The 22963-nt window shown below is 39.3% G+C and carries 21 protein-coding genes and 3 pseudogenes; 23 read left to right on the top strand and 1 reads right to left on the bottom strand.

The genetic code is table 11. The annotated features are described in order from the left end of the window. Positions 1 to 3 precede the first annotated feature (3 nt). The 3 genes and pseudogenes from ACEE44_RS04380 to ACEE44_RS04370 all read left to right on the top strand — a co-directional run. Positions 4 to 1284: pseudogene (locus tag ACEE44_RS04380) on the top strand (N-acetylmuramoyl-L-alanine amidase); the annotation flags it as partial. Beyond that, positions 1284 to 1799, top strand: coding sequence for a hypothetical protein (locus tag ACEE44_RS04375; RefSeq protein ID WP_449171401.1), 516 nt, complete (start codon positions 1284 to 1286; stop codon positions 1797 to 1799). The pseudogene ACEE44_RS04380 and the gene ACEE44_RS04375, both read left to right, overlap by 1 nt. A gap of 59 nt (positions 1800 to 1858) precedes the next feature. Next, a complete protein-coding gene (locus ACEE44_RS04370; protein WP_449171400.1) occupies positions 1859 to 3529 on the top strand; it encodes a TaqI-like C-terminal specificity domain-containing protein in 1671 nt (556 codons plus the stop codon). Positions 3530 to 3583: 54 nt separating this feature from the next. On the opposite strand, the pseudogene ACEE44_RS04365 reads toward ACEE44_RS04370, so the two are convergent. Beyond that, positions 3584 to 3916 (bottom strand): annotated as a pseudogene (locus tag ACEE44_RS04365) (transposase); the annotation flags it as partial. Between ACEE44_RS04365 and ACEE44_RS04360 the strand changes: the two are divergent. From ACEE44_RS04360 to ACEE44_RS04265, 20 genes and pseudogenes are all read left to right on the top strand, one after another. Then, the gene (locus tag ACEE44_RS04360; RefSeq protein ID WP_449171399.1) at positions 3905 to 4147 is read left to right on the top strand and encodes a hypothetical protein; all 243 of its coding nucleotides are present in this window, start codon (positions 3905 to 3907) and stop codon (positions 4145 to 4147) included. The pseudogene ACEE44_RS04365 and the gene ACEE44_RS04360 sit on opposite strands and share 12 nt — an antisense overlap. Further along, entirely contained in the window at positions 4096 to 4428 is a 333-nt protein-coding gene (locus ACEE44_RS04355; RefSeq protein ID WP_449171398.1) for a hypothetical protein, read from the top strand. Before ACEE44_RS04360 ends, ACEE44_RS04355 begins: the two co-directional genes overlap by 52 nt. Positions 4429 to 4523: 95 nt before the next feature. After that, complete coding sequence (larB, locus tag ACEE44_RS04350; protein WP_449171397.1) at positions 4524 to 5186, top strand: nickel pincer cofactor biosynthesis protein LarB; 663 nt, start codon at positions 4524 to 4526, stop codon at positions 5184 to 5186. Between the two features lie 34 nt (positions 5187 to 5220). Continuing rightward, a pseudogene (larC, locus tag ACEE44_RS04345) lies at positions 5221 to 6566 on the top strand (nickel pincer cofactor biosynthesis protein LarC). Between the two features lie 25 nt (positions 6567 to 6591). Continuing rightward, complete coding sequence (locus ACEE44_RS04340; RefSeq protein ID WP_332412778.1) at positions 6592 to 7131, top strand: DUF924 family protein; 540 nt, start codon at positions 6592 to 6594, stop codon at positions 7129 to 7131. Positions 7132 to 7183: 52 nt separating this feature from the next. Further along, the gene (locus tag ACEE44_RS04335; protein ID WP_449171396.1) at positions 7184 to 8347 is read left to right on the top strand and encodes a diphosphate--fructose-6-phosphate 1-phosphotransferase; all 1164 of its coding nucleotides are present in this window, start codon (positions 7184 to 7186) and stop codon (positions 8345 to 8347) included. A gap of 59 nt (positions 8348 to 8406) precedes the next feature. Continuing rightward, complete coding sequence (locus tag ACEE44_RS04330; protein WP_449171395.1) at positions 8407 to 9558, top strand: class II fructose-bisphosphate aldolase; 1152 nt, start codon at positions 8407 to 8409, stop codon at positions 9556 to 9558. Positions 9559 to 9569: 11 nt separating this feature from the next. Beyond that, positions 9570 to 10829: a hypothetical protein gene (locus ACEE44_RS04325; RefSeq protein ID WP_449171394.1), complete on the top strand. Its 1260-nt coding sequence runs from the start codon at positions 9570 to 9572 to the stop codon at positions 10827 to 10829. Between the two features lie 46 nt (positions 10830 to 10875). Further along, on the top strand, positions 10876 to 11679 hold the full coding sequence (gene larE, locus ACEE44_RS04320; RefSeq protein WP_449171393.1) for an ATP-dependent sacrificial sulfur transferase LarE: 804 nt from the start codon (positions 10876 to 10878) through the stop codon (positions 11677 to 11679). A 12-nt stretch (positions 11680 to 11691) separates the two neighbouring features. Further along, a complete protein-coding gene (locus tag ACEE44_RS04315; RefSeq protein ID WP_449171392.1) occupies positions 11692 to 12537 on the top strand; it encodes a triose-phosphate isomerase family protein in 846 nt (281 codons plus the stop codon). Positions 12538 to 12550: 13 nt separating this feature from the next. Further along, entirely contained in the window at positions 12551 to 14017 is a 1467-nt protein-coding gene (locus tag ACEE44_RS04310) for a lactate racemase domain-containing protein (RefSeq protein ID WP_449171391.1), read from the top strand. A 40-nt stretch (positions 14018 to 14057) separates the two neighbouring features. Beyond that, positions 14058 to 14840 carry a sulfite exporter TauE/SafE family protein gene (locus tag ACEE44_RS04305; protein WP_449171390.1) on the top strand — a complete coding sequence of 261 codons (783 nt, stop codon included), beginning with the start codon at positions 14058 to 14060 and terminating at the stop codon, positions 14838 to 14840. A gap of 98 nt (positions 14841 to 14938) precedes the next feature. Further along, a complete protein-coding gene (locus ACEE44_RS04300; protein ID WP_332412769.1) occupies positions 14939 to 15724 on the top strand; it encodes an ABC transporter permease in 786 nt (261 codons plus the stop codon). Beyond that, positions 15700 to 16491, top strand: coding sequence for an ABC transporter ATP-binding protein (locus tag ACEE44_RS04295; protein ID WP_332412768.1), 792 nt, complete (start codon positions 15700 to 15702; stop codon positions 16489 to 16491). The genes ACEE44_RS04300 and ACEE44_RS04295 overlap by 25 nt, the downstream gene beginning before the upstream one ends. A 29-nt stretch (positions 16492 to 16520) precedes the next feature. Next, positions 16521 to 17567, top strand: a complete 1047-nt coding sequence (locus tag ACEE44_RS04290; protein WP_449171389.1) for an ABC transporter substrate-binding protein — start codon at positions 16521 to 16523, stop codon at positions 17565 to 17567. A 472-nt stretch (positions 17568 to 18039) separates the two neighbouring features. Then, positions 18040 to 19230, top strand: a complete 1191-nt coding sequence (locus tag ACEE44_RS04285; protein WP_449171388.1) for a sensor histidine kinase — start codon at positions 18040 to 18042, stop codon at positions 19228 to 19230. After that, positions 19208 to 19873, top strand: coding sequence for a response regulator (locus ACEE44_RS04280; protein ID WP_449171387.1), 666 nt, complete (start codon positions 19208 to 19210; stop codon positions 19871 to 19873). The genes ACEE44_RS04285 and ACEE44_RS04280 overlap by 23 nt, the downstream gene beginning before the upstream one ends. Positions 19874 to 19895: 22 nt before the next feature. Next, a complete protein-coding gene (locus ACEE44_RS04275; RefSeq protein ID WP_449171386.1) occupies positions 19896 to 20705 on the top strand; it encodes a glucosamine-6-phosphate isomerase in 810 nt (269 codons plus the stop codon). A gap of 11 nt (positions 20706 to 20716) precedes the next feature. After that, positions 20717 to 21871, top strand: coding sequence for an N-acetylglucosamine-6-phosphate deacetylase (gene nagA, locus ACEE44_RS04270; protein ID WP_449171385.1), 1155 nt, complete (start codon positions 20717 to 20719; stop codon positions 21869 to 21871). 15 nt (positions 21872 to 21886) lie between these two features. Next, on the top strand, positions 21887 to 22867 hold the full coding sequence (locus ACEE44_RS04265; RefSeq protein WP_449171384.1) for an aldose epimerase family protein: 981 nt from the start codon (positions 21887 to 21889) through the stop codon (positions 22865 to 22867). The last annotated feature ends 96 nt before the right edge of the window (positions 22868 to 22963 follow it).

The following is a 22963-nucleotide window of genomic DNA, read 5'->3' as shown; positions in this document are numbered from 1 at the left end:
GATATGGGAAAACATCTAGTCATTTGTGGTCATGGACAGGGGCGAACAGGCTATGATCCTGGAGCAGTGAATGCCAAACTAGGCATCACAGAAGCAGGAAAGGTTCGAGAATTAGCCAAGTTAATGTCTAAGTACAGTGGACAACAGATTGATTTTATTACCGAACAAAATGTTTATGAATATCGGAGTATTACTAGTATTGGTAAGGGATACGACTCAATTACTGAATTGCACTTCAATGCCTTTAATGGTAGTGCCAAAGGTACAGAAGTCTTGATTCAATCTTCTTTAGAAGCAGACAAGGAAGATATGGCTATCCTATCTCTCCTTTCACGATACTTTCAAAATCGTGGCATTAAGAAGGTAGATTGGCTCTATAATGCCAACCAAGCAGCGAGTCGTGGATATACCTATCGTTTGGTGGAGATTGCCTTCATCGATAATGAACAAGATATGGCGATTTTTGAAACCAAGAAAGAGGACATTGCGAAAGGTCTTGTGTCAGCAATAACAGGAGTTGAAGTCAAGACAATAGTTCCCTCGCCCCCCAGTTCAACTGTTGGGAGTTCAGGAACTCCTTCAAAATCAATCTATCTTGTTGGTGATAGTCTTAGGGTGTTGCCTCATGCGACTCATTATCAGACTGGTCAGAAAATTGCCAACTGGGTCAAAGGGCGCACCTACAAAATCCTCCAAGTGAAGAATGTTCACCAGTCCAACAGTAAGAGAGCTTATCTACTTGATGGAATCAAGTCATGGGTGCTTGAGCAGGATGTAGAAGGAACAACCAAAGGCCATAGTGAGCAGACCTATCAAGCACAGAAAGGCGATACGTATTATGGAATCGCTCGGAAGTTCGGTCTATCAGTAGATGCCCTTCTTGTGGTGAATGGTTTGAAGAAGTCGGATATCCTTAAAGTTGGACAAACACTCAAGGTTAACGCTGCTTCAAGGACAACAACGGCTATTCCAACTAGCGTTGCAAGCCGTGTGGTTGCGTCAGCATTTTCTAAGGTCGGTCAAAAGGTGACCGTTCCATCTAATCCTTATGGTGGGCAGTGTGTTGCCTTGGTGGATAAGATTGTTCAAGAACTTACGGACAAGAATATGTCCTATACTAATGCCATTGACTGTTTGAAGAAAGCAAAATCAAATGGTTTCCAAGTCATCTATGATGCATGGGGTGTAAATCCTAAAGCAGGTGATTTTTATGTCATTGAGACAGATGGTTTGGTCTATGGGCATATTGGTGTCTGTGTGACGGATTCTGATGGAAAAAGTATGTGATACCAGAATCTGAAGTTATTTCAAGTGGACTTATAACTAGTGCAATGTATATAAATGATGGTGTAGCTGATGGTTTAGAAACTGATATGAGTGTAGAATTGAATCGTATTGAAGTAAAGTTTTCAACTGTGATGAAGAAGAGTAGGTCCACAATTACTGAGCAGAATGTTATCCAACAAATTCTTGATTCAACAGTGGAACATAGAATGATGGATAGTCATGATATCTATACTTCAAAATTTGATTGTAACATTCAACAGGTAAAAACTGCAGAATTTGATGTTCTCTATTATGGATTATTCTTCCAAGATAGAATTGCAATTTTCAAGGTGGATAGTCATGATGTATTTTCATTGCCTAATTACTCCAACAAACAACACCGTGGTAATGAAGGTGAGGGGCAATTTCATTTAAACGATAAAACAATTCAGTATCATTTGGAGAATCAGTTTTATCGTTGGGTTAGCTATGAAGAACTTTATGAGCTATTCTTAGCATTAGGAAATAGCTAAACAATGACTTGATAATAGGTTTTACTTGAGGTAATATATAGACGATTGAAAGGAGGCAAATGGAAAATATAATTTCAGATGCGACACGACGAAATTGGGATAGACTCTCAGTAAGTACAGATGGTAAATTAACAAGTCGTGCTAATAAACAAAAATCTTTAAAAAAGATAATCCCTGTTGAGTACCTACTAGATTCTGCTAAAATTAAGCTTATTGAAAAAATATGTGAATCGTATATAGGGTATAGTATACCTGAGATTATCTATAGCATTGCAGTAATTTTATTACAGTCAGAGGGCATTTGTGAGAGGCAATCAGTTCAAGATATATTACTTGATTTTCAAAAAGAAAACAGTATTGATTTGATACAAATTGATGAGGTAATACCTAGATTTAGTCACAATGAAGATTTTCTAGGTGCATTATATCAAAGTCTTTTATCTGAGGGAGATAAGAACAAAAATGGTTCTTATTATACACCAAGGAAAATTGTAAATGATATGTTGTCTGAATTTGATTTGAGAGAAGGGCAATGTTTCTTAGATCCTTGTTGTGGAAGTGGTGCATTTTTGATGGGAGTATCTACAAAAGATCCATCAAGTTTATTTGGTATTGAAAAGGATCCAATTGCGGTATTTATTGCAAAATTGAACTTAATCCTTCTATATAAAGACATTGACTTTATACCACAAATTTTATGTAGAGATTTTTTACAAGACGAGGTGTTCTTTAATAAAAAGTCTAGTTTTGATTACATTGCAACTAATCCACCCTGGGGTAATAAGACAAAAATAGTTTCTAATTTGATTGATTCAAAAGAATCTTTCGTACACTTTTTTGTAAAATCATACAATCTATTGAAAAATAGAGGCAAAATCAATTTTCTGTTCCCAGAGTCAATTCTTAATGTTAAGTCGCATAAAGTGATTCGCGAGTTCATTATATTAAATCAGGATTTAAATGAAATACATCAATATAGTTCTTCATTTACGGGAGTTGTAACAAATTTTATTAGTATGAAGTTTATCAAGGGTATTAAGACTAGTGTAATAAAAGTCCGTAATAAAAATGAAGAATTTTATGTTGAATACACTGCCTTTCAGCATACAGAGAATAAGGTGTTTTCATTATTGAAACCACAGGAAGAAAAAATTATTGAAAAGGTCTTAAGCAAATCAGCATATTCATTATCAAGTAGCGAATGGGCACTAGGAATTGTTACAGGAAACAATAAGGAAAAATTAAAGTCTAGTGATGGTCCTAATCTAGAGAAGATTTATACTGGCAAAGAAATTGATAAATTTAGGCTCAGAGAAGCTAAAAATTATATCCATTACGATAGAGATTCTTTCCAGCAAGTAGCTAGAGATGAAATCTATAGAGCTAAAGAAAAATTAGTCTATAAATTTGTCTCAAATAAGCTGATGTTCGCATATGATGACACTTCTAGTCTTTTCTTAAATAGTGCTAATATCTTAATACCGAATGTACCAGGTATGTCAACTAAAACAGTTTTAGCATTTTTAAATTCTAGCTTGTATCAATTTTTATATGAAAAGTTGTTTGGAGAATTAAAAGTTCTTAAAGGTAATTTAATGGAGCTTCCGTTTCCTAAAATTGATTCTGAAACTAATAATACTTTGACGATGCTTGTGGAAGAAATTATTAGTGAGGGTAAAAACAATCAGAAAGACATTGATGAAATAATTTATAATGTATACGGCCTATAGGGACTAAAAATTTAAAAAAAGAGGCTCTTTGTCAACTGTAGAAGGTCGACCCATTTAACACCGAGAGAGGACAGGAATTGTCTTCTCTCGTTTTATGTTTATGGCAATGAAAATGCGAGTTTTGAAGTTTTCAAAGTTTCTGACGCCAAAAGCGTTACGCTTTATGATTTTGATGAGATTGTTGGTAGCTTCCAGTTTGGCGTTTGAGAACAGCAGTTTCAGGGCATTGACAATCTTGTCCCTGTCCTTTAAAAATGTTCTAAAAACTGTCTGAAAGACAGGATTGACGCTGGAAATTGTCTCCTCAATCAGTCCAAAAAACTGGTCATCTTGCTTCTCTTGGAAGTGGAAGAGCAACAGTTGATAGAGCTCGTAATGTTGATTGATTATTGTTTAAGTAACCACAAACAGTTTCTCGCCATCGGTTGGGCAGGTGAGTTTGAGACATTTGAAGCATATTTTAATACTGTCAGAAGTGGTATGAAAAGAATTAACCCAGTTTTAAATATTTTTAGAAATGTTGCAATCGATGATTTGTTCTGGACGAGGGATCTGGAGGGTAATTATTGGATTTGTCGCTCAAAAGGGAAAGCAGAAGCTTTTTTAGTAAAGAGTTAGATATCGGTGTAGTGATTCCAGTTGAAGCTTATAAAGTAGGTTTGCAAGTACCAGGGCAGATTAAAGCGTCTTTCAATAGGGCAAATGCAGGTACGGCTAATGAAATTCGAGATGCAATCATTGAGGAATACTCTAAAGCCACTTATAATAATTTATCTGAAACTGACCATTATCAAGTTAACAGTCCAAATACTGCTAGTCTTTTTCTTTACTCTAAAATGGATTTGGAGATGAGAGAAAAATATCTGGTGGTTCATAATAGAAATGTAAACTTTTTATAAAAATATAAGTCAATTTTAAAAAAACGCTTACAATTTTTATTAAAATTTAGTATTATATAGTTATAATAAAATATTGAATTTTAGGAGGTTAGAACATGGATATAATGAAAATGAATCATGTTGATCTTGAAAGAATCAATATCAAAGGCTTCCCTGAAATTATTTATGGACTACATAAAACACCTCAGCAGATTCTAGATGTTGCTTTGAAATTGGATGCCGCCAATCAACCTGTCATGATTACAAAATTATCTTTTGATAAATGGAAGGAGCTAGAGGATAAGCTGCCTAATGGCTTCTATTTTGAATCCAGCCAAATTTGGTACAGCAGACCATTTCCGACAATGAAAAATGGCAAGGTTTTGGTGCTATCTGCAGGAACTTCTGACTACAAGGTTGTGGAAGAGGCAGCTGTAGTTTGTCAATGGATGGGGTGTCAGACCGATACTATACAGGATGTAGGTGTGGCAGGGCTAGGCCGCTTGTTAGGGAAATTAGAAAACTTACGTGAAGCCAGCGTCATTATTGTAGTAGCAGGTATGGAAGGTGCGCTTCCGAGTGTGGTATCTGGCTTAGTATCCGTCCCAGTAATTGCTGTTCCAACTTCTGTTGGTTATGGGGCAAATTTGGATGGTTTAACAACACTTTTGGCTATGACGACTTCCTGTTCATCTGGAATTAGTGTAGTCAATATCGATAATGGTTTTGGTGCTGCCTATCAAGCTTCGCTCATCTTAAAATTGATGAATCAAGCCTAGTGTTATAAAAAGAGTTTAAAGTGAGGTCTTCAGAATGGATTTGTTTGTAGATTGTAGATATGGTATTGCTGGCGATATGATGTTGGCCGCCTTGATTGATTTGGGAGCTGATATTGACTATATAAGAACTGAACTAGCTAAACTACCTATCCAAGTTTTTAAAATGGATGTGATTTCCAAGAATGAAAAAGGGATTACAGCTAGCTATTTGGTTGTAGAGTTGGCGAATGGGATGGCAGAAGCGCCATCAAATGAAGAAGAGGCTAGTCACACACATCATAGACATAGTCATAAAGACTCTCATGGTCATGAACATGGTCAATCTCATCACCACCATCATCATGAACATACTCATTTCCATGTAGACGGAAATCTCCACCACCAACACACTGACCATGAACATCATCACTCACATCATCATGCTAAGGCCATCATTCAAATGATTGAATCCAGTCAATTGCCTGATAGGGTTAAGGCTAGAAGTGTTCAATTATTTACAGAGATTGCGCGTGCTGAAGGAAAAATTCATGGTCTTCCAATGGATGATGTGCATTTTCATGAAGTCGGAGCTATGGATTCGATTATTGATATCATTGGTGTTTGTCTTGCTTTAGAGAATTTAGGTGTAGATCATTTGGTTTTCAACAAGCCAGCAGTTGGCCATGGTTGGATTGAGATTGCGCACGGACTCTATCCAATACCAGCACCTGCCACTGCTGAAATATTGGTTGGGGTGCCGCTGGTTTCATTTAGCTGTGAGGGTGAATTAACGACTCCAACGGGAGCAGCCTTTGCCAAGGTTTTGGCTGATACCTATTCTGAAGTTCCATGCGGAACCATAGAGAAAATTGGTTATGGTGCAGGAACCAAGACCTTTAACCATCCAAATATCTTACGGGTAATTGCCGTAAAAAAGTAGATAAGGTTAGTGTTCTGGAATGTCAGATTGATGATATGACCTCTGAAGCTTTAGGTTATGTTCTAGAGAGCTTAATTTCCAATTCTAAGGTTTTAGATGCATATCTGACACCGATTCAAATGAAGAAAAATAGACCAGGACATCTGCTTACACTCCTGTGTAATGAAGAGGATTGTGAGGAGTTAGGAGAGTATCTATTAACAGAAACATCGACATTTGGCCTTCGCAAGTACGAAACTGAAAGGACCGTATTAGATCGTTCACTTATTAAGCTAAGGACGGAGTTTGGTTTAATTCAGTTTAAACTAGGTTTTCTCAAGGAAAGATTGATAAAAGTAACCCCAGAATTTGAGGATATGAAAGCACTTGCCTTGGAAAAGAAGATTCCATTCTCGAGGATTTATCAGGCTTGTATGAAAACGGCTGAAGATTATGTGAGGTCCAATCCTACAAAAAAATAAAATCGATGAAATAGGTGGAGGCAGTATGGTTACATATCAAGAAGTATTGGATTTTTGGTTTGCTCCGGAAAATCGTTCCAAACATTTTGTTAAGGATGAGCCATTTGATCAGATTATTCGTGATAGATTTTTTAGAGTTTGGCAGGAGGCTTGTCAAAATCGTCTTTTTGATTGGCAAGAAAACCTAGAAGGTTGTCTTGCAGTCATCATCCTACTTGACCAATTTTCCCGCAATATGTTTCGTGATTCAGCCAGAGCATTCGAACAGGATGAAGCTGCATTAGTCCTGGCTAGAAAAATGATTGCAGATTCAAGTTTTTCAGAACTTCCATTGGATTATAGACTTGCTGCTCTCATGCCCTTTATGCATGCTGAAAATCAAGCAGTTCAGGAACAAAGTGTTGATTTGTTTGAGCGCTTTGGAGATGAAAAGAAATTAAAGTATGCTCGGTTGCATAAGGAGATTATTGATCGATTTGGTAGATTTCCTCATCGGAATAGGGTGCTAGGTAGGAAGTCTAGTTCAGAAGAAATCGTCTATCTATCAGAATTTACAGGATTCTGACAGTCTACATATTTATTTGGTAATCATCATTTTACAAACAAAGGAGAAAGGAATGACACAGAATATTTTGATTATCCATGGCGGTGGGCCAACTGCAGTTATGAATGGTTCTCTCTATGGCCTCATTGAGGCTACTAGAAAACATCAATTTACGGGTAAGGTTTTCGCAGCTAGAAACGGGACGGAAGGCTTACTGAAAGAAGATTTTATTGATTTGACAGATTTTCCGCTTGAAGAATTGAGCCTTTTAAAGCAGACTCCTGGAACAGCCATAGGGACTTCTCGAACTCCCTTAGAAAAAGATGACTATGAGCAAATGGTTCATATTTTAAACAAGCATGAGGTTGGTTATGTTTTCTTTAATGGTGGAAATGGGACTATGGATACCTGTGGGCGATTGTTTCAAACCATTCAGGAACATTCATTTGATATTAAAGTAATGGGAATTCCTAAGACTATGGACAACGATTTGGCTATCACGGATCATAGTCCCGGTTTTGGAAGTGCAGCGCGCTACATGGCTCAGAGTGTCAAGGAAATTTGTGCAGATGTTAAGGGGTTGCCGATTCATGTTGTGGTAATCGAGGCTTTGGGACGGAATGCTGGTTGGATAACAGCAGCTAGTCAATTGGCGGATCCAAGCGGTGAATTTGCTCCTGATTTGCTTTATCTGCCAGAGGTTCCATTTGATGAGGATAAATTTTTATCGGATATTGCTGACTTGCTAAAGGTGAAGTCTGGAATTGTTGTTGTTGCTAGTGAGGGTTTGGTTGACAAGGAAGGGAAGCCGATTGTCAAACCGATTTTCCAAGTTGGACGTGCTACCTACTTTGGAGATGTCAGCGCTCATCTCGCCAACCTAGTCATTCAGAAATTGGGCTATAAGGCTAGAGGTGAAAAGCCTGGCTTATTGGGGCGTGCGTCTATTGCCTTACAAAGCTCTGTGGATTTGGAAGAAGCAGTTCTAGCAGGTGCTAAAGCGTTTGAAGCAGCTATGGCAGGCAGTAGTGGTCAAATGGTGGCCTTTAAACGAATAGAAGATTCGGACTATCAAATCGAAACTTTTTTAGTAGACATAGAGGAGGTCATGCTCTATGAACGGACGATGCCAGAGGAATTTATCAATGAAAATGGAAATGGTGTAACTCAGGCCTTTATTGATTGGTGCCAACCATTGATTGGACCAGATTTGCCTGACATGATTTCCTTTAACTAAACAAGTAAACAGTGACAAGTGGTGAGTGAAATCCACCTCAGATATGAAAAGGAGAAGATATGCTAGTCAATTTACGTGACATTCTATCAATTGCAGATAAGATGCAGTATGCCCAACCAGCTTTTAATGTGAATTCAGTAGCGCAAATCAAGGCTGCGATTGAAATCCATAATGAATTACGTAGTCCAGTCCTTATTCAAGGTGCCAATCTGGCCAATGGTTTCATGGGGGGACGAATCGATTTTCAAAACTGTAGTTTAGAGGAAAAACGAATTGGAGCTAAAAATATTGGAGATGCGGTGAAACGCTATGCAGCAGAAGTTGATATTCCAATTGTACTTCATTTGGACCACGGTAATGACTTTGATGCTTGTGTGGCTGCGATTGATGGCGGTTATACCAGTGTCATGATCGATGGTTCCAGTCTTCCATATAAAGACAATGTCGAATTAACGCGCGAAGTTGTCAAGTATGCCCATGCGCGTGGTGTTTCAGTTGAAGGAGAATTGGGCGTCATCGCTGGTGTGGAGGACGATGTTTTCAGTGAAAATTCATCCTATACACATCCCCTTCAGGCAATTGATTTCTTTAAGAAAACTGGGGTAGATGCTCTAGCTATTAGCTATGGTACAACACATGGACCAAATAAGGGCAAGGCGACTAAAATTCGTAAAGAAATTCCGATTGCCATTAAAGAATGCATGAAGCATGAGGGAATTGATGGATTTTTGGTTAGCCATGGCTCCTCAACGGTTCCTAGATATATTGTGGATGAAATCAATTCCCTGGGGGGAGATATTCAGAATGCCCATGGAATTGAGGTTCAACAATTAGTAGAGGTTTCAAAGGTTGGTATCAGCAAAATCAACGTGGATACGGATCTTCGTTTGGCAACCACGCGCAATCTTCGGGAATTATTTAAGAAGATGCCGGATCTCAAATCAGCTCCTTTGCTAGAAGATATTTATAAGATTTTGGCAGAAAACCTGTCGGTTTCTGATCCACGCGCCTACCTCTATCCAATTATGGACACGCTCATGTATGGCAATATCCCAAGTGAAGAAGTTGGACTGGTTGTTCAGGCAATAGAGTTGGCAACTAAAGAAGCCATGGCACCACTTATTGTCCAGTTTGGTTGCTATGGTAAGGCCAACTTGATCCAACAACATTCCTTAGAAGAAATGATAGATTGGTATAAGAAGCAAGCCTAGATGGGTAGAAGATGATGATACAATTTAGCACACATTTCCCAAATAATAAGGATAAACAAGACTACCAGGAGTTTCTGGAGGAAAATAGAAACCAGATAGAAACAATCTTAAAAGAACAGTCTGACTATCAAGATAGTCTGGGTTGGTTTACAGTTGACAAATGGGCAGGTACCAAGATAGTGAAAGAACTAGAAGAATTGGCTGCTGAAATTCGTAAAGATGCAGACATTTTTGTAGTTATAGGAGTGGGCGGTTCAAATAATGCTGCTCGTTCTGTTATCAAGGCTTTGCAAACAGATGGTCCAGAAATCATTTATAGTGGCAATACCTTATCAGCCTTTCAATTAAAACAGGTTTTAAACCGTTTGGAAGGAAAATCAGTTTATCTAAATTGCATTGCCAAAAATTTTGAAACCTTAGAACCAGGTTCATCTTTTAGAGTATTACGCAAATACTTGATTGAACGTTACGGGGAAAGAGAGGCTGCTCGTCGAATCATTGGGACTGGAACGGTCGGTAGTCACTTCGAAAGCTTTTGTCAGCAATATTCCTATCGTTTTTTGGAATTTCCACTGGACGTTGGAGGACGATATACAGCTGTAACGACGGTCGGCCTATTTCCAATGGCTGTTGCAGGCATTGCTATTGCTTCTCTGGTAGATGGAGCTAGCAACATGCAAGAAATGCTTCATCAGGATATGACCATTTCTAATCCAGCCTATGCTTATGCAGTCTATAGGAATGTTTGCTACCGAAGAGGGTATCGGGTAGAATTGCTAGCTAGCTTTGAACCACAATTAGGATGGTTGCACAAATGGTGGTTGCAATTATTCGGTGAGAGTGAGGGTAAGGACAGTCGTGGTCTTCTTCCAACCTGTGCAGAATATTCTGAGGACCTCCATGCCATTGGTCAATTTATCCAAGAAGGTAGTCCGATTGTCATCGAAACCTTTATTGATGTCCAGCAGGCCAATGCCAGTCTAATTGTTCTTCCTGATTCTAAAGATGATGGTTTTGATTATTTAGATGGACAGGATTTTTGGCAAATCAATAAAATCGCATTTGAGGCGACTTATCAAGCCCATTCCAAACGATTACCTTGTTCAGTGGTTAAAATAGATAGTCTAGATGCCTATCATTTCGGTCAATTATTCTATTTCTTTGAATTTGCCTGCTACCTATCTTGTCAAATCATGGGGGTCAATCCTTTTAATCAGCCAGGAGTAGAAGACTATAAACAATTGATGTTTGATGAATTGAAAAGAAAATAGGATCTTATTCTCAGATAAAGGGATGAATCATGAGAGGTGGAAAAGGATGTCAAAAGAAGAAAAATTAAAAAAGGTACTGACAGACTACGGCCGTATAGCCCTAGCCTTTTCAGGAGGAATTGACTCAAGTTTTCTCCTTTTAAAAGCTAAGGAAATATTAGGAAAGAAAAATGTCCTGGCGGTTATCATTGATTCAAAATTGATTCGACAATCGGATACTGCTCAAGCCATCTCCTTCGCTCAGAAACATGATATCTGGTTCGAAGTCTTGAGAGTGGATGAACTAAAGTTAGAAACTATTCGACATTATTCAGTTGAAAGTTGGTATCACAGCAAGATGCTAATGTATAGTAGTATTATCGCTCTCGCTAAAAAATATGATTTAGCCAATGTTGTTGACGGAATGATAATAGATGATTTGTTTGATGTCCGTCCAGGATTAAAAGCTAGAGATAAACTGGGCGTTCAAAGTCCCCTTCAAATAGCAGGATTTTCAAAAGTGGATGTCCGAAATGCTGCTAAAAAGATGTCAGGGATCAATTGGAATCAACCTTCCTCTTGTAGTGTCATGTCGAGGTTTCCTTATGGCAGTTTAATTACGAGTGAAAAGATAAAACAGGTCATGAAAAGTGAGGCCTTCTTAGCAAAAATTGGACTGGAGCAAGTCAGAGTCAGACATCATGGCAGTTTGGCACGGATTGAAGTGGGAAAAGAGCAATTGGTACTAGCCTTTGAAAAACGAGATTTGATTGTGGAAACATTAAAGAAATACGGCTTTATATATGTATCTCTCGATCTTTTCGGTTATGAAACAGGGCGAATGAACGAAGAGTTGCAACGAAAAAATTAGTAAGGAGGAAGTATGAACCATATTCATTTGAATTTAAAGAGGTTTGACATTTTGAAACAATATGGTGGTGTAAATGACTTATCCCATCCTGACGAGTGGGGGAGTACCATTGTAAAAGCAGTTTGTGACCGTTTGGATAGTTTGAAATCAGTCTATCCAGATGTGGAATTTACCATCTATTTCCCTGAAGCTCATATTATTACAGCAGCGTCGGCCTTAGAAGATGAGGAGTTATTTCGCTTGGGGTGTCAAAGTGTCTATCGAGCAGATACTGCAATTGATGGCAATTTTGGAGCATTTACCAGCCACCGAACTGCAAATAGTATGAGGCAATTGGGGGTAAGAGCCACTATTATCGGTCATTTGGAAGAACGACTGGATAAGAAAGGCATACTGAGTCAGGCAGGTGTTACGGATTTTTCATCTGTCAACTGCATTCTGAGGGAAGAAATTCTAGCTGCTCAAGAGGCAGGTTTGAAGGTATTGTATTGTATCGGAGAAACTCTGGAGGAGAGAGAGAATTGGCAAGAAGTATTGAAAAATCAATTGCAACTTGGGTTAGAACAGGTGGACTTAGAAAATATTGTCATTGCCTATGAGCCAGTTTGGGCTATCGGTCCAGGTAAGACACCGCCTACTAGCTCGCAGGTGGAAGAAGTAGTTAGCTACATTAAAACTCTTTATCCGACACTTGATGTAATTTATGGAGGTGGTCTAAAATTAGACAATGCTGGTAGTTTAGCCAAGATTCCAAACCTTGATGGTGGCTTGATTGCCTTGACACGATTTACAGGTGATATTGGATTTTACCCTGATGAGTATGTGGCTATTGCGGACTTATTCCTAAAAGAAAGATAGTAGGTAGTTATTGATGAAAATTGAATTTGAATACGGTCATGGAACCATGACCGCAGAATTGCCGGACAATACAGATGTGTTTATTCCAGGAGAAACTGTAGCCGATCCACCTTGTTTGCCAGAAGAAGAAATTGAAGTGGCGACCTTGGAATCTATTCGTAATCCACTTGGGATGCCCCCTTTGACAGAATTAGCCAAGCCAGGTAGCAAGGTAACGATAGTCTTTCCTGATAGGGTAAAGGGTGGCGAACAGGCTACAGCCCATCGCAAGGTATCCATTAAGCTGATTTTGGATGAGTTGTATAGTGTTGGGGTAAAAAAAGAGGATATTTTACTGATTTGCTCTAACGGTTTGCATCGAAAAAATACAGAAAAGGAAATTCTCGGTGTTCTAGGACCCGACCTCTACCATCAATTTGCTCCAACAGGTCAGATTATCAACCATGATAGCGAGGACTATGACCATTTAATTGATTTAGGTAAGACGAGACAGGGCGATCCTGTCATCATGAACAAGTATGTATATGAAAGTGATGTAGCGATTCTGATTGGTCATACGCAAGGCAATCCTTACGGTGGCTATTCTGGTGGCTATAAGCATTGTTCAACCGGTATTACCCACTGGAAATCCATAGCTTCCCACCATGTACCAAAAGTCATGCACAGAAAAGACTTTGTTCCAGTCAATAATGATTCTCTCATGCGCCATAAGTTTGATGAAATTGGTATGCATATGGAAGAAAAAATGGGCAAGAAATTTTTCTGCTGCGATGCTGTTTTGGACACCAAATCTCGCCAAATTGAGATCAATAGTGGATCTGCTGATGAAGTTCAAAAGCAGGCTTGGAAGATTGGCAATGCCAGAACCTATGTACCTTTTGCAGAGAAAAAGTATGACATTATCGTTTTTGGTATGCCTCAGTTTTTCCACTATGGTGATGGTATGGGAACCAATCCAATCATGTTGATGCAGGCCCTGTCTGCTCAAGTAATCCGTCACAAACGGATTATGAGCGATAATTGTGTCTTTATCTGTGCAAGTACCTGCAACGGCTATTTTAACGAAAGTCTATGGCCTTATTTACCAGAACTTTATGAGCTCTTCCAGAAGGAAGGAGATACCTTAGTTGATTTGAATCGTTATGGGGAATATTTTGCGACTAATGAAGAATACATTCGTAAATATCGTTATGCTAACGCCTTTCATCCCTTCCATGGTTTTAGTATGATTTCTTGCGGTCACTTGGCTGAGAAACATACAGCTGCTATTTATTTGGTTGGTGCCGAAAAGCCTGGTTATGCGCGTGGTATGGGATTGAAGACCAGGGCAACTTTTGAGGAAGCTCTTGAAGATGCTAAGAAGAAATTCGTTGGAAAAAATCCAAATATCCTTGCCCTGCCAAAAGCCTTTAAAACAGCTGCTGTCCATCTGATGATGAAGGATGAGCTACCTCCGATGGCACCGCGCTATGATGGCTAGCAATGAAGAAGAACAAATGGAATTTGGGAGGTAGTAAGATATGGAGCTCCTAGGTTTACTTTATTTTTTCATCATCGTGGTTGCAAACATGGTTGGTGCTGTTTCAGGTATGGGCGGGGGTGTCATCATTAAACCCTTGCTGGACTTGATAGGAGTTCATTCTGTAGCGACTATTTCCTTCTATTCTTCCGTAGCAGTCTTTACCATGTCCCTGGTTTCGACCTATCGCCAGATCAGGCAGGGAATTGTTCTTTCCTGGATGAAAGTAGGCTTTCTTTCATTTGGTGCAATTTTGGGTGGCATTCTTGGTAACCATTTCTTAAATTGGTTGTTAAGCAATATGGAAAATGAAGAGTTAGTCTTAGTATTTCAAATCCTATTGACCATGCTGAGCCTTTTGTTTGCTTTCCTATATTCTATTAAAAATTGGCGCAGTTTCAATCAGACTAGTAAGTTTGCTTATCTAGCCTGTGGTCTGGTATTAGGTAGCCTTGCTAGCCTATTGGGAATTGGTGGCGGTCCTATCAATGTATCCTTGTTGATGCTAGTCTTTTCTCTCCCAATAAAGGAAGCGACGGTCTATTCAATTGCAACGATACTGTTTTCACAATTGTCTAAGCTTGCAACTATACTTGTACAAGGACAATTAGGACAATTCGATTTGAGTTTATTGTTCTATATCGTGCCAGCTGCTATTATTGGTGGATTTTTAGGAGCCTATCTGAGTAAACGTTTATCTGTTAAAAAGGTCGAACGAACCTTTCAAGCTGTTATTCTTGTTGTACTCTTGATCAATCTTTATAACCTCATCAAACTTTTTTAGTTCAATATCCAATAAAAGTATGAAATTTTTTCTGACTTGTATTTTCTTTTGGTAACGCTTACAATTTAGTTAAGAACTACATAAAGGAGGTACTTTTAGTGGGTAAGAAATCTCTATTTCAAAATGCAAAGCTAGAAAAGTATGCTTGGCTAACCCTGTCGCTCATAGTTGCTTTAATTGTCTGGTGGCTCTTGTCTATTAACGAGAAAACTGCTCGAAGTTTTCCAAATATTAGCTTGGTCTGGGAATCATTGTTTAAAATGATTGAGCGGGGAGTCTTCTTTGAGGATATCAAGTCAAGTTTAATTTCAGTCGTTCTAGGATTTCTAGCTGGTTTTGCCTTGTCTGTACCAAATGCCATGGTCATGGCTTGGTATGTTCCATATCGTAATATCGTAGAACCTTGGATTCAATTTATCCGAAATATTCCACCCTTGGCTTATGTGCCGCTGGTTGTTATTTCAGCAGGTGTAGGTCGTTTACCACAGGTTATTGTTATTACGATCGCTACATTTTTAACGATGACGATTACCATTTATCAAGGGGTTATCAATATTGATCCAACCCTCATAAAGGCAGCTCGCATTTTGGGAGCTTCGGATTTGGATATTTTTAAACGGATTCTCATTCCGGCCTCTCTACCATTTGTCATGACTGCCATTCGTTTGGGAACATCTGTTGCTTTGACAACCTTGATAGCGGCAGAATCAACAGGTGCCTCTGCTGGTTTGGGAATGCGGATTCGTTCCTTGAATAACTCCTTTGATTCACCACCTATGCTACTTTATATTTTAATTATCGGCATTATCGGAATTGTGGTGAACAAATTAGTGGCTGAAATGGAAAGGAAGTTGACTGGATGGCAAGAGAAACAGGAACTGTAAAAGTTAAAATCGATAATGTAGTCAAGTCTTTCCCTACTAGAAATGGGGAAGTCGTTGCCCTAAATGGTGTTAACCTGGATATTTATGAAAATGAGTTTATCACGGTTGTTGGCCCATCTGGTTGTGGAAAATCCACACTGTTGAATATCATTGCAGGATTATCTAGTCCAACAAAAGGCAAAGTGTATTGTGACGGAAAAGAAGTCGTCGGAACAGGTGTTGACCGAGGAGTTGTCTTTCAGCAATATGCCTTATTTCCTTGGTTAACTGTCAAGAAAAATGTTATGTTTGGTCTTGAGATGCAAGGCAAGTCCAAAGAAGAAGCAGCGCAGATTGCAGAACGCTATATCAAAATGGTGGACTTGCAAGACTTTGCGGATCATTATCCAAAAGAGTTATCAGGCGGTATGAAGCAGCGTGTTGCCATTGCCAGAGCTTACGCGGTCAATCCTTCAATTCTGCTAATGGATGAGCCATTTGGAGCTCTAGATGCTCAGACTAGAACACAGTTACAGGAAGAGTTGATAAAAACATGGGAAAAGGAGAGGAAGACCTGCTTCTTTATCACTCACGATGTGGATGAAGCTATTATTCTTGGAAGTCGCGTTATTATCATGAGTGCCCGTCCAGGTCGTATCAAAGAAATTGTGGATATCAATATTCCGCATCCAAGAGATCAAGCTACAAAATTAAGTAAGGAATTTCTAGACATCAAAAACTACATTTGGTCACAAGTTTATGAAGAGTACTTAGAAGTTAGAAAATAAGTCAAAAAAATTTTTGAAAGGAGTAGATTATGTTTCAACTAAACAAATCTAAGATTTTTCGTTCAACAGTGTGCTTCTTAGCAGCTGTCGGTCTAGCTGCTTGTTCAACAAGCACTTCCAATACAACTGCTGAAAAAGCTACAGAAGAATCAGCACCTGCATTGGAAACCATCAATATCGCTTATATGCCAAACTACGCTAGTTTGCATGATATTATTGCAGGTGTCAATTCTGGTATCTTTGAAGAAGAAGGCTTGGATGTAAAATTGGTTGAGTTCGCTGACGGACCAACTATTATTGCAGCCATGGAATCAGGCACTATTGATATTGGTAACATTGGCCCAGGTGCCCATAAATTACCGATTGAAGGTCGTGCAGAAGTTATTTCCTTCTCACAACTTGGCAATGCGGATGAAGTGATTGGCCGTACTGATAAAGGTGTTAATAGCCTAGCTGATTTGAAAGGTAAAAAAATTGCTTCAGCTTCTGGAACTTCAGCAGAAACCATTCTTCGACTAGCATTGGCAGAAGCTGGATTGGCAGAAACAGATGTTGAAATTGTGGATATGGATGCTTCAGCAATTGTTACAGCTATGATTTCAGGTTCTATCGATGCTGCAGCAACTTGGTCACCAAACACCACAGCTATTAAAGACGAGTTGGGTGATAAAGCAGTTTCTCTTGCAAATAACGTACGCTATGCTAAGGAATTCCCATCCATTGCTTCTTATGCAACCACACCTGGCTATTCTGAAAAAAATAGCGGAAAAGTTGCTAAGTTCTTGAAAGGTCTTTATCGTGCAATGGACTACCGTGCTGAGCATGAAGAAGAAGTTGCTGAATGGACTGCTAAACAAATCGGTGGAGATGTTGCAACCATTAAAGAGCAGTTGAACGATGGTGATTGGTTGACCAGTAAGCAAATTAAGGAACTCATCGATAGTGGTGACCTTAAAGTCTATTATGAAAAACAACAAGAAAACTTTATCAAAGCAGGTGCAGTAAGCACTCCTCGTGATGTGACTGAATATGTCTTCATCGATCAAATGAGCAAGGCGCTAGATAGTCTTAAGTAATCTATGTGGTTCCAAATGTAGTGATAGAAACCTTGAGAAGTGGAGGCAGGAGGATGGATTTCCCCCTGCTTTGCTCTATTTCTTTCTAAATATTCTCGGAGTGATTGGTTATCAAAATGAAATGCAGAAAGGAGAAAGTATGCTTATTTTGCTATTGCTGTTATTTGTGATAGTTTCGGCTATTTTGCCTTTCTTTTACCGTGCTCGTGAGTCGGTTGCTATTTCAAGTTTACTCTTTAGCCTTGTCTTAACCGTTGGAACAGTTGTAATCTATATTGCTAAAAAAGGTGGAATCGAAGATGATTTTATTGCTTTCTTTTTCATCAATAAGCTCGTTCGAGATAGTTTACGTCCCTTACCAATCACCCTCCACCAACTGGGGTTTCTATTAGCTATTGGAAGATGTTTTTTCCCTTATTTTTTGCTCAGAGTGGCCGTTTCATATTCCCTTTCTCCAAAGGCGAGAAGCTTGATGCCTAGATTTAAGTGGATATTATTGCTAAATGTTGTAACGCTTTTACTTTCTAGTCCTCCACTCTTTACCTTTTTTATCACCGTTCCAGATATCATGGAAGGGACCATGAGTTTGGTCAATCTATTGTTAATTGGTATGACCCTAGTGGCAATGGGTATCGTCTACAAGGAGTTGTTGTCTATCGAATTAGCAGTATTTCGTAGGCAATTTTTCCTGATTGCCTTGCTGATTACTTCTTTGACAGGTTTATACTTGCTCTATTTTGTGCAAGAACCTGGTCAAATTTACTATTTTTATCTTTCGAACTACGTCTGGCAGCAAGGAGTTTTCTATTTTAGCACGTTGTTGCCTGTTCGTTTGTATTATGTTCTGGTCATGGCAACACTGGTAGTGACCATCCTTGGTGCAATTGGCTTGGTACGATATATACAGGGGGCTATTTCCGTTACGCGGCAAGAAGTCGCTATTCAGAAAAAAGCGCAATTGATTGCTCCAGCCACTTCAATGTTTATCCATGGTATGAAGAATCAACTCTTGTCACATCAAATCGTTAGCAAACGATTAAAAACAGCCATTCAAGAAGGTGCTAATCAGGAAGTGATTGACAAATATGTGACAGATTTGGAACAGGATATCTCGGATAGTCTTGACAAAATCAATCGCTTTTATCGTTCCATCCGTGTCAATACCTCCTATCTAGTTCCTGTACCAGCCCGAGAGGTCTTATTTGCAGCTATTGAGTTATTTCATCAGCAGTATCCCCAGCAGGAAATTGATTTGGTGTGCCAGGCGGATGCTTATATTTTAGCGGATAAGGACTTGTTGAGCGAGGCTCTTAGTAATCTTTTGTCCAATGCCCATGAAGCCAATTTGCAAAAGATTCAGAGAGGGCAAGGGAAGATTGAACTAATCCTGAGAAACGTTCGAGCCTTTACGGTGATTGAAGTGAAAGATAACGGTTGTGGAGTCAATAAAAGGCTATATTCGAAAATTTTTGAACCCTTTTATTCGCAGAAAAATTCCTCGACAAACTGGGGCATGGGCCTTTACTTTGTTCGTGGAATATTAAAGGACCATTATGGTGGTATTTATTGTGATAGTAAGCTGGGTGTTGGAACAACCTTTACAGTCTATCTTCCAAAATATCAAGCAGGAGGTAACACCAATGATAGAAGTCATGATAGCTGAGGATATGCCTTATATTCTTGAAGATCTAGCGGAAGCCATTGATAAGAATCCCGCTTTTACAGTCACTGGTTTAGCAAAGTCTGGGGAAGAATTGGTGGAGTTGGTCAAAAGCAATCCACCAGACATTGTGCTGATGGATATAGAAATGGAAACTATGAATGCAGGAATTATCGCAGCAGAAAAGATAGGAGATTTAGGAATTAAGACCCAGGTCATTTATCTGACAGCCCATGAAAGTCGGCAAACCATTCTTACAGCCATGGCTACTCCAGCTGTAGATTATATTGTCAAAGGTGTGGACTATAAGCAGATATTTCATCATATCCATTCCGTCATGGCCGGCCATCCTCTGATGGAAGGAATTGCCCAAGAAGTTCTGGTTCAAGAATACAAACGTCTACAAAAATCAGAAAAAAGTCTTTTGTTTTTTATCACTAATCTTTCCAAACTAACCATTTCTGAAAGAGAAATTGTCAGGTTGTTATTAGACAATTATAAAATATCTGACATGGCAAAACTACGGTATGTAGAACCTGTTACCATTAAAACCCAGATAACCTCTATATTAAAAAAATTTGGAGTACGTAGAAGTAAGGAGGTTGTCCAAACTATCCGTGAATTAAATTTAGAACATTTGTTCTAGCTAGAAATAAAATGGAGGAACTATGCAAGAATATTATCAGTTGAAAGGGGAAGACTTGATTCGGGAAAGCAAGGTCCCCTTGGTCATTGCAAAAACAAATGACGACATATTTCAAGCCTTGGCTCAGGAAATGGTTGATACAATCGAAGCCAATAATGCCAAAGATGAACCGACGGTTATCATTTGCCCAGTCGGTCCTGTAGGGCACTATCCTTATTTTGTAAAAATGGTCAATGAGAAAAGAGTTAGCCTAGCTTATGTTTGGTTCATCAACATGGATGAGTACCTGACTGATGAAAAAGAGTGGATTGACATTAACCATCCGCTCAGTTTTCGTGGTTTTATGAATCGAACAGTCTACAGCCAGATTGCTCCTGAATTAATCATGCCTGAAGAACAACGGATTTTCCCAGATCCAAGGGACTTAGAATTGGTTGAACGAACCATTCGGAAACTTGGAAAGGTCGATTTGTGTCTAGGTGGTATTGGTATCAATGGGCACGTGGCCTTTAACGAGCCTGAACCAAGTCTGTCTAAGGATGCCTTTGCAGCCTTACCAACACGAGTGCTTGCTATCGCAGCTGAGACACGGGCTGTAAATTCCATCGGTGACCTGCGTGGTGCTTTGGAAGCTATGCCTACTTATTGTGTAACAATTGGTATGAGGGAAATTTTGAAGTCTAAAAAAATTCGTCTTGGAGTCTTTAGAGAATGGCATTATGGAGTTGTACGTCGGGCAGCTTGTGCTGAACCAAGTGCAGATTTTCCAGTGACCCTTCTACAAAGCCACCCCGATTATCAGCTCTACCTCAGTGAATACTTAGCCCAGTAAGGAGTGAATACATGACAAAATTAGTAATTAAAAATGGTACAGTCTATCGAAACAGACAATTTTCAAATGAAGATATCCTGATTGAAAATGGACGCTTTAGTTTATTTGGGAAGACCCTTGAAGCAGACGGTGCAGAAGTCATTGACGCTCAAGGTCAACTTGTGGTTCCAGGATTTTTTGATATACATACTCATGGTGGCTACCATGTAGATTTTAATCATGCTGATCCAGATAGTCTAGAAAAAGTTAGTCAGTTCTTTGCAAGTCAGGGAACGACCTATGCCCATATGTCTTTGGTGACAGATGAACTGCCACAAATTGAAGCCTGTATTGACGCTTATAATATATACAAGGAAAATACAGCAAAGGTCATTCGTGGTATCCATCTAGAAGGTCCATTCTTATCGCATGAGTATCGTGGTTCCATGCCAGCCCATCTCTTGGTTGACTACGATGCAAAAATGGTCCAATCTTTGCAAGAGCGGGCACAAGGAGATATACGCTATATTACTGTTGCTCCAGAAGTCCCAGGTGTACTAGAAGCCATTCCAAACTTACGTCAGTTGGGCATCAAGGTTTCAATTGGACATTCTGCAGCGACTTATGATATTGCCTGTCAGGCTATTGAAAAGGGAGCAGAAACCTGTACCCACACCTTCAATGCTATGCGACTTTTCCATCAGCATGAGCCAGCCATTATGGGAGCAGTTTTGGAAAAGGACAGCGTCTATTGTGAAGCCATTTGTGATGGTCGCCACCTTCATCCAGGTACGGTCAAGATGCTCCTTGCAACAAAAGGTTGGGAGAAGGTTATAGCTATTACAGATTCAATCATGGCAGCGGGTTTACCAGATGGCAATTACAAGCTAGGTGTGAATGATATTGTCGTAATAGATGGCGATGCCCAACTGGCGACTGAAAAGGTTCGTGCAGGAAGTACCCTCACAACTATTCAAGCACTTAAAAATATTTGCAAATTTACAGGTGAGAAGGTAGAAAAAGTCTTACCACTGTTGACGGAAAATCCTGCCAAACTGCTTGGGGTATTTGATACTGTCGGTTCCATTGACTATGGAAAAGCAGCGGATTTCCTCATTTTATCCGAAGATTTAGCAGTTAAGAAAACCGGAATCGCTGGTCAAATTGTTTTTGAAGAAAACAAATAATAAGTAGGTGAGCATATGAATTCCATAGACATTAAGCCGTTTGGTTTGGGTTCATTAACCTATCGTTTGAAAAATTCCAAAGGGATGCAGGTTGTTTTGACTGACTTTGGAGCGAGGATTGTTAACATTCTACTTCCAGTAGAAGAAAATAGGGGGTTACGAAATGTCTGTTTAAGCCGTCATTCTGCTGAAGAATACCAAGAAACACCCTATATTGGTGCAACAGTTGCTCCAGTAGCAGGTCGTTTGTTCCAGGGGGAAATCACTCTTTATGATCGAGTCTTGGAATTGGCTGAAAATGGTCCGGGCTTCTCATTGCATTCTGGTCCAAAATCAGCTAGCATGCAGCTATGGCAATCAGAATGCGATGTCCAAAATAATAGTGTTACTTTTATATTGACCTTGGCAGATAACTATAACGGATTTCCTGGTCCGATTCAATTGTCAGCTACCTATTGCTTGCGAGAAGATAACTCACTCCATGTTAGTTATAAAGGAAGAAGTAGTCAAGCAACGCTCTTCAATCCGACCAATCACGCCTTCTTTAATTTGACAGGGAATTTTATGGAGCCTATTCATGACCATGGCTTACAGATAGAGGCTGATAGGGTTCAGTATTATACTGAGCAGGGTAGATTTGATGGCATCCATCAGGTCAGTCAAACTCCCTATGATTATCGATACGAAAAATCATTTGGAGAAGGTCTTGGTCAATCTCATCCTCAACTGGAACTATTAGGCGGTTTTGATAATTGTTGGTTACTAACCAAGCCTGCACAGACTGCAACAGTAACAAGCCCAGATGGAAAAATTAAACTCCATCTTTCAACGAATCAAGATGGACTGGTCCTCTATACCTACAATAACAATAATCCTAAGCTAGCGGTCAAACAAGGAGCCTTTAGCTTAGAATGCCTAGCTTCTATTGAAAAAAGTCACTTGCTGGAACCAGACAAAACTATAGAGTCCTGGGCTTGCTATCACTTTGATTTTTAAATACTAAAAGAGCCGCGTCTGTGAACTGCACCCCAAAAGTTAGACACAAAATCTAACGATTGGGGTGTTTTTCTTATGAAATTAAGTTATGAAGAT

Source organism: Streptococcus sp. 32226D021BW (assembly GCF_053545015.1).
This window is presented reverse-complemented; position numbering and strand designations above follow the sequence as displayed.

Bases quoted from the DNA above. Each gene is read 5' to 3' on its own strand.
- ACEE44_RS04265 (WP_449171384.1), top strand. From the start codon at position 21,887: ATGAATTCCATAGACATTAAGCCGTTTGGTTTGGGTTCATTAACCTAT.
- ACEE44_RS04340 (WP_332412778.1), top strand. From the start codon at position 6,592: ATGGTTACATATCAAGAAGTATTGGATTTTTGGTTTGCTCCGGAAAAT.
- nagA (WP_449171385.1), top strand. From the start codon at position 20,717: ATGACAAAATTAGTAATTAAAAATGGTACAGTCTATCGAAACAGACAA.
- ACEE44_RS04330 (WP_449171395.1), top strand. From the start codon at position 8,407: ATGCTAGTCAATTTACGTGACATTCTATCAATTGCAGATAAGATGCAG.
- larE (WP_449171393.1), top strand. From the start codon at position 10,876: ATGTCAAAAGAAGAAAAATTAAAAAAGGTACTGACAGACTACGGCCGT.
- ACEE44_RS04285 (WP_449171388.1), top strand. From the start codon at position 18,040: ATGCCTAGATTTAAGTGGATATTATTGCTAAATGTTGTAACGCTTTTA.
- ACEE44_RS04280 (WP_449171387.1), top strand. From the start codon at position 19,208: ATGATAGAAGTCATGATAGCTGAGGATATGCCTTATATTCTTGAAGAT.
- ACEE44_RS04370 (WP_449171400.1), top strand. From the start codon at position 1,859: ATGGAAAATATAATTTCAGATGCGACACGACGAAATTGGGATAGACTC.
- ACEE44_RS04325 (WP_449171394.1), top strand. From the start codon at position 9,570: ATGATGATACAATTTAGCACACATTTCCCAAATAATAAGGATAAACAA.
- ACEE44_RS04275 (WP_449171386.1), top strand. From the start codon at position 19,896: ATGCAAGAATATTATCAGTTGAAAGGGGAAGACTTGATTCGGGAAAGC.
- ACEE44_RS04335 (WP_449171396.1), top strand. From the start codon at position 7,184: ATGACACAGAATATTTTGATTATCCATGGCGGTGGGCCAACTGCAGTT.
- ACEE44_RS04295 (WP_332412768.1), top strand. From the start codon at position 15,700: ATGGCAAGAGAAACAGGAACTGTAAAAGTTAAAATCGATAATGTAGTC.
- larB (WP_449171397.1), top strand. From the start codon at position 4,524: ATGGATATAATGAAAATGAATCATGTTGATCTTGAAAGAATCAATATC.
- ACEE44_RS04360 (WP_449171399.1), top strand. From the start codon at position 3,905: ATGTTGATTGATTATTGTTTAAGTAACCACAAACAGTTTCTCGCCATC.
- ACEE44_RS04310 (WP_449171391.1), top strand. From the start codon at position 12,551: ATGAAAATTGAATTTGAATACGGTCATGGAACCATGACCGCAGAATTG.
- ACEE44_RS04290 (WP_449171389.1), top strand. From the start codon at position 16,521: ATGTTTCAACTAAACAAATCTAAGATTTTTCGTTCAACAGTGTGCTTC.
- ACEE44_RS04305 (WP_449171390.1), top strand. From the start codon at position 14,058: ATGGAGCTCCTAGGTTTACTTTATTTTTTCATCATCGTGGTTGCAAAC.
- ACEE44_RS04315 (WP_449171392.1), top strand. From the start codon at position 11,692: ATGAACCATATTCATTTGAATTTAAAGAGGTTTGACATTTTGAAACAA.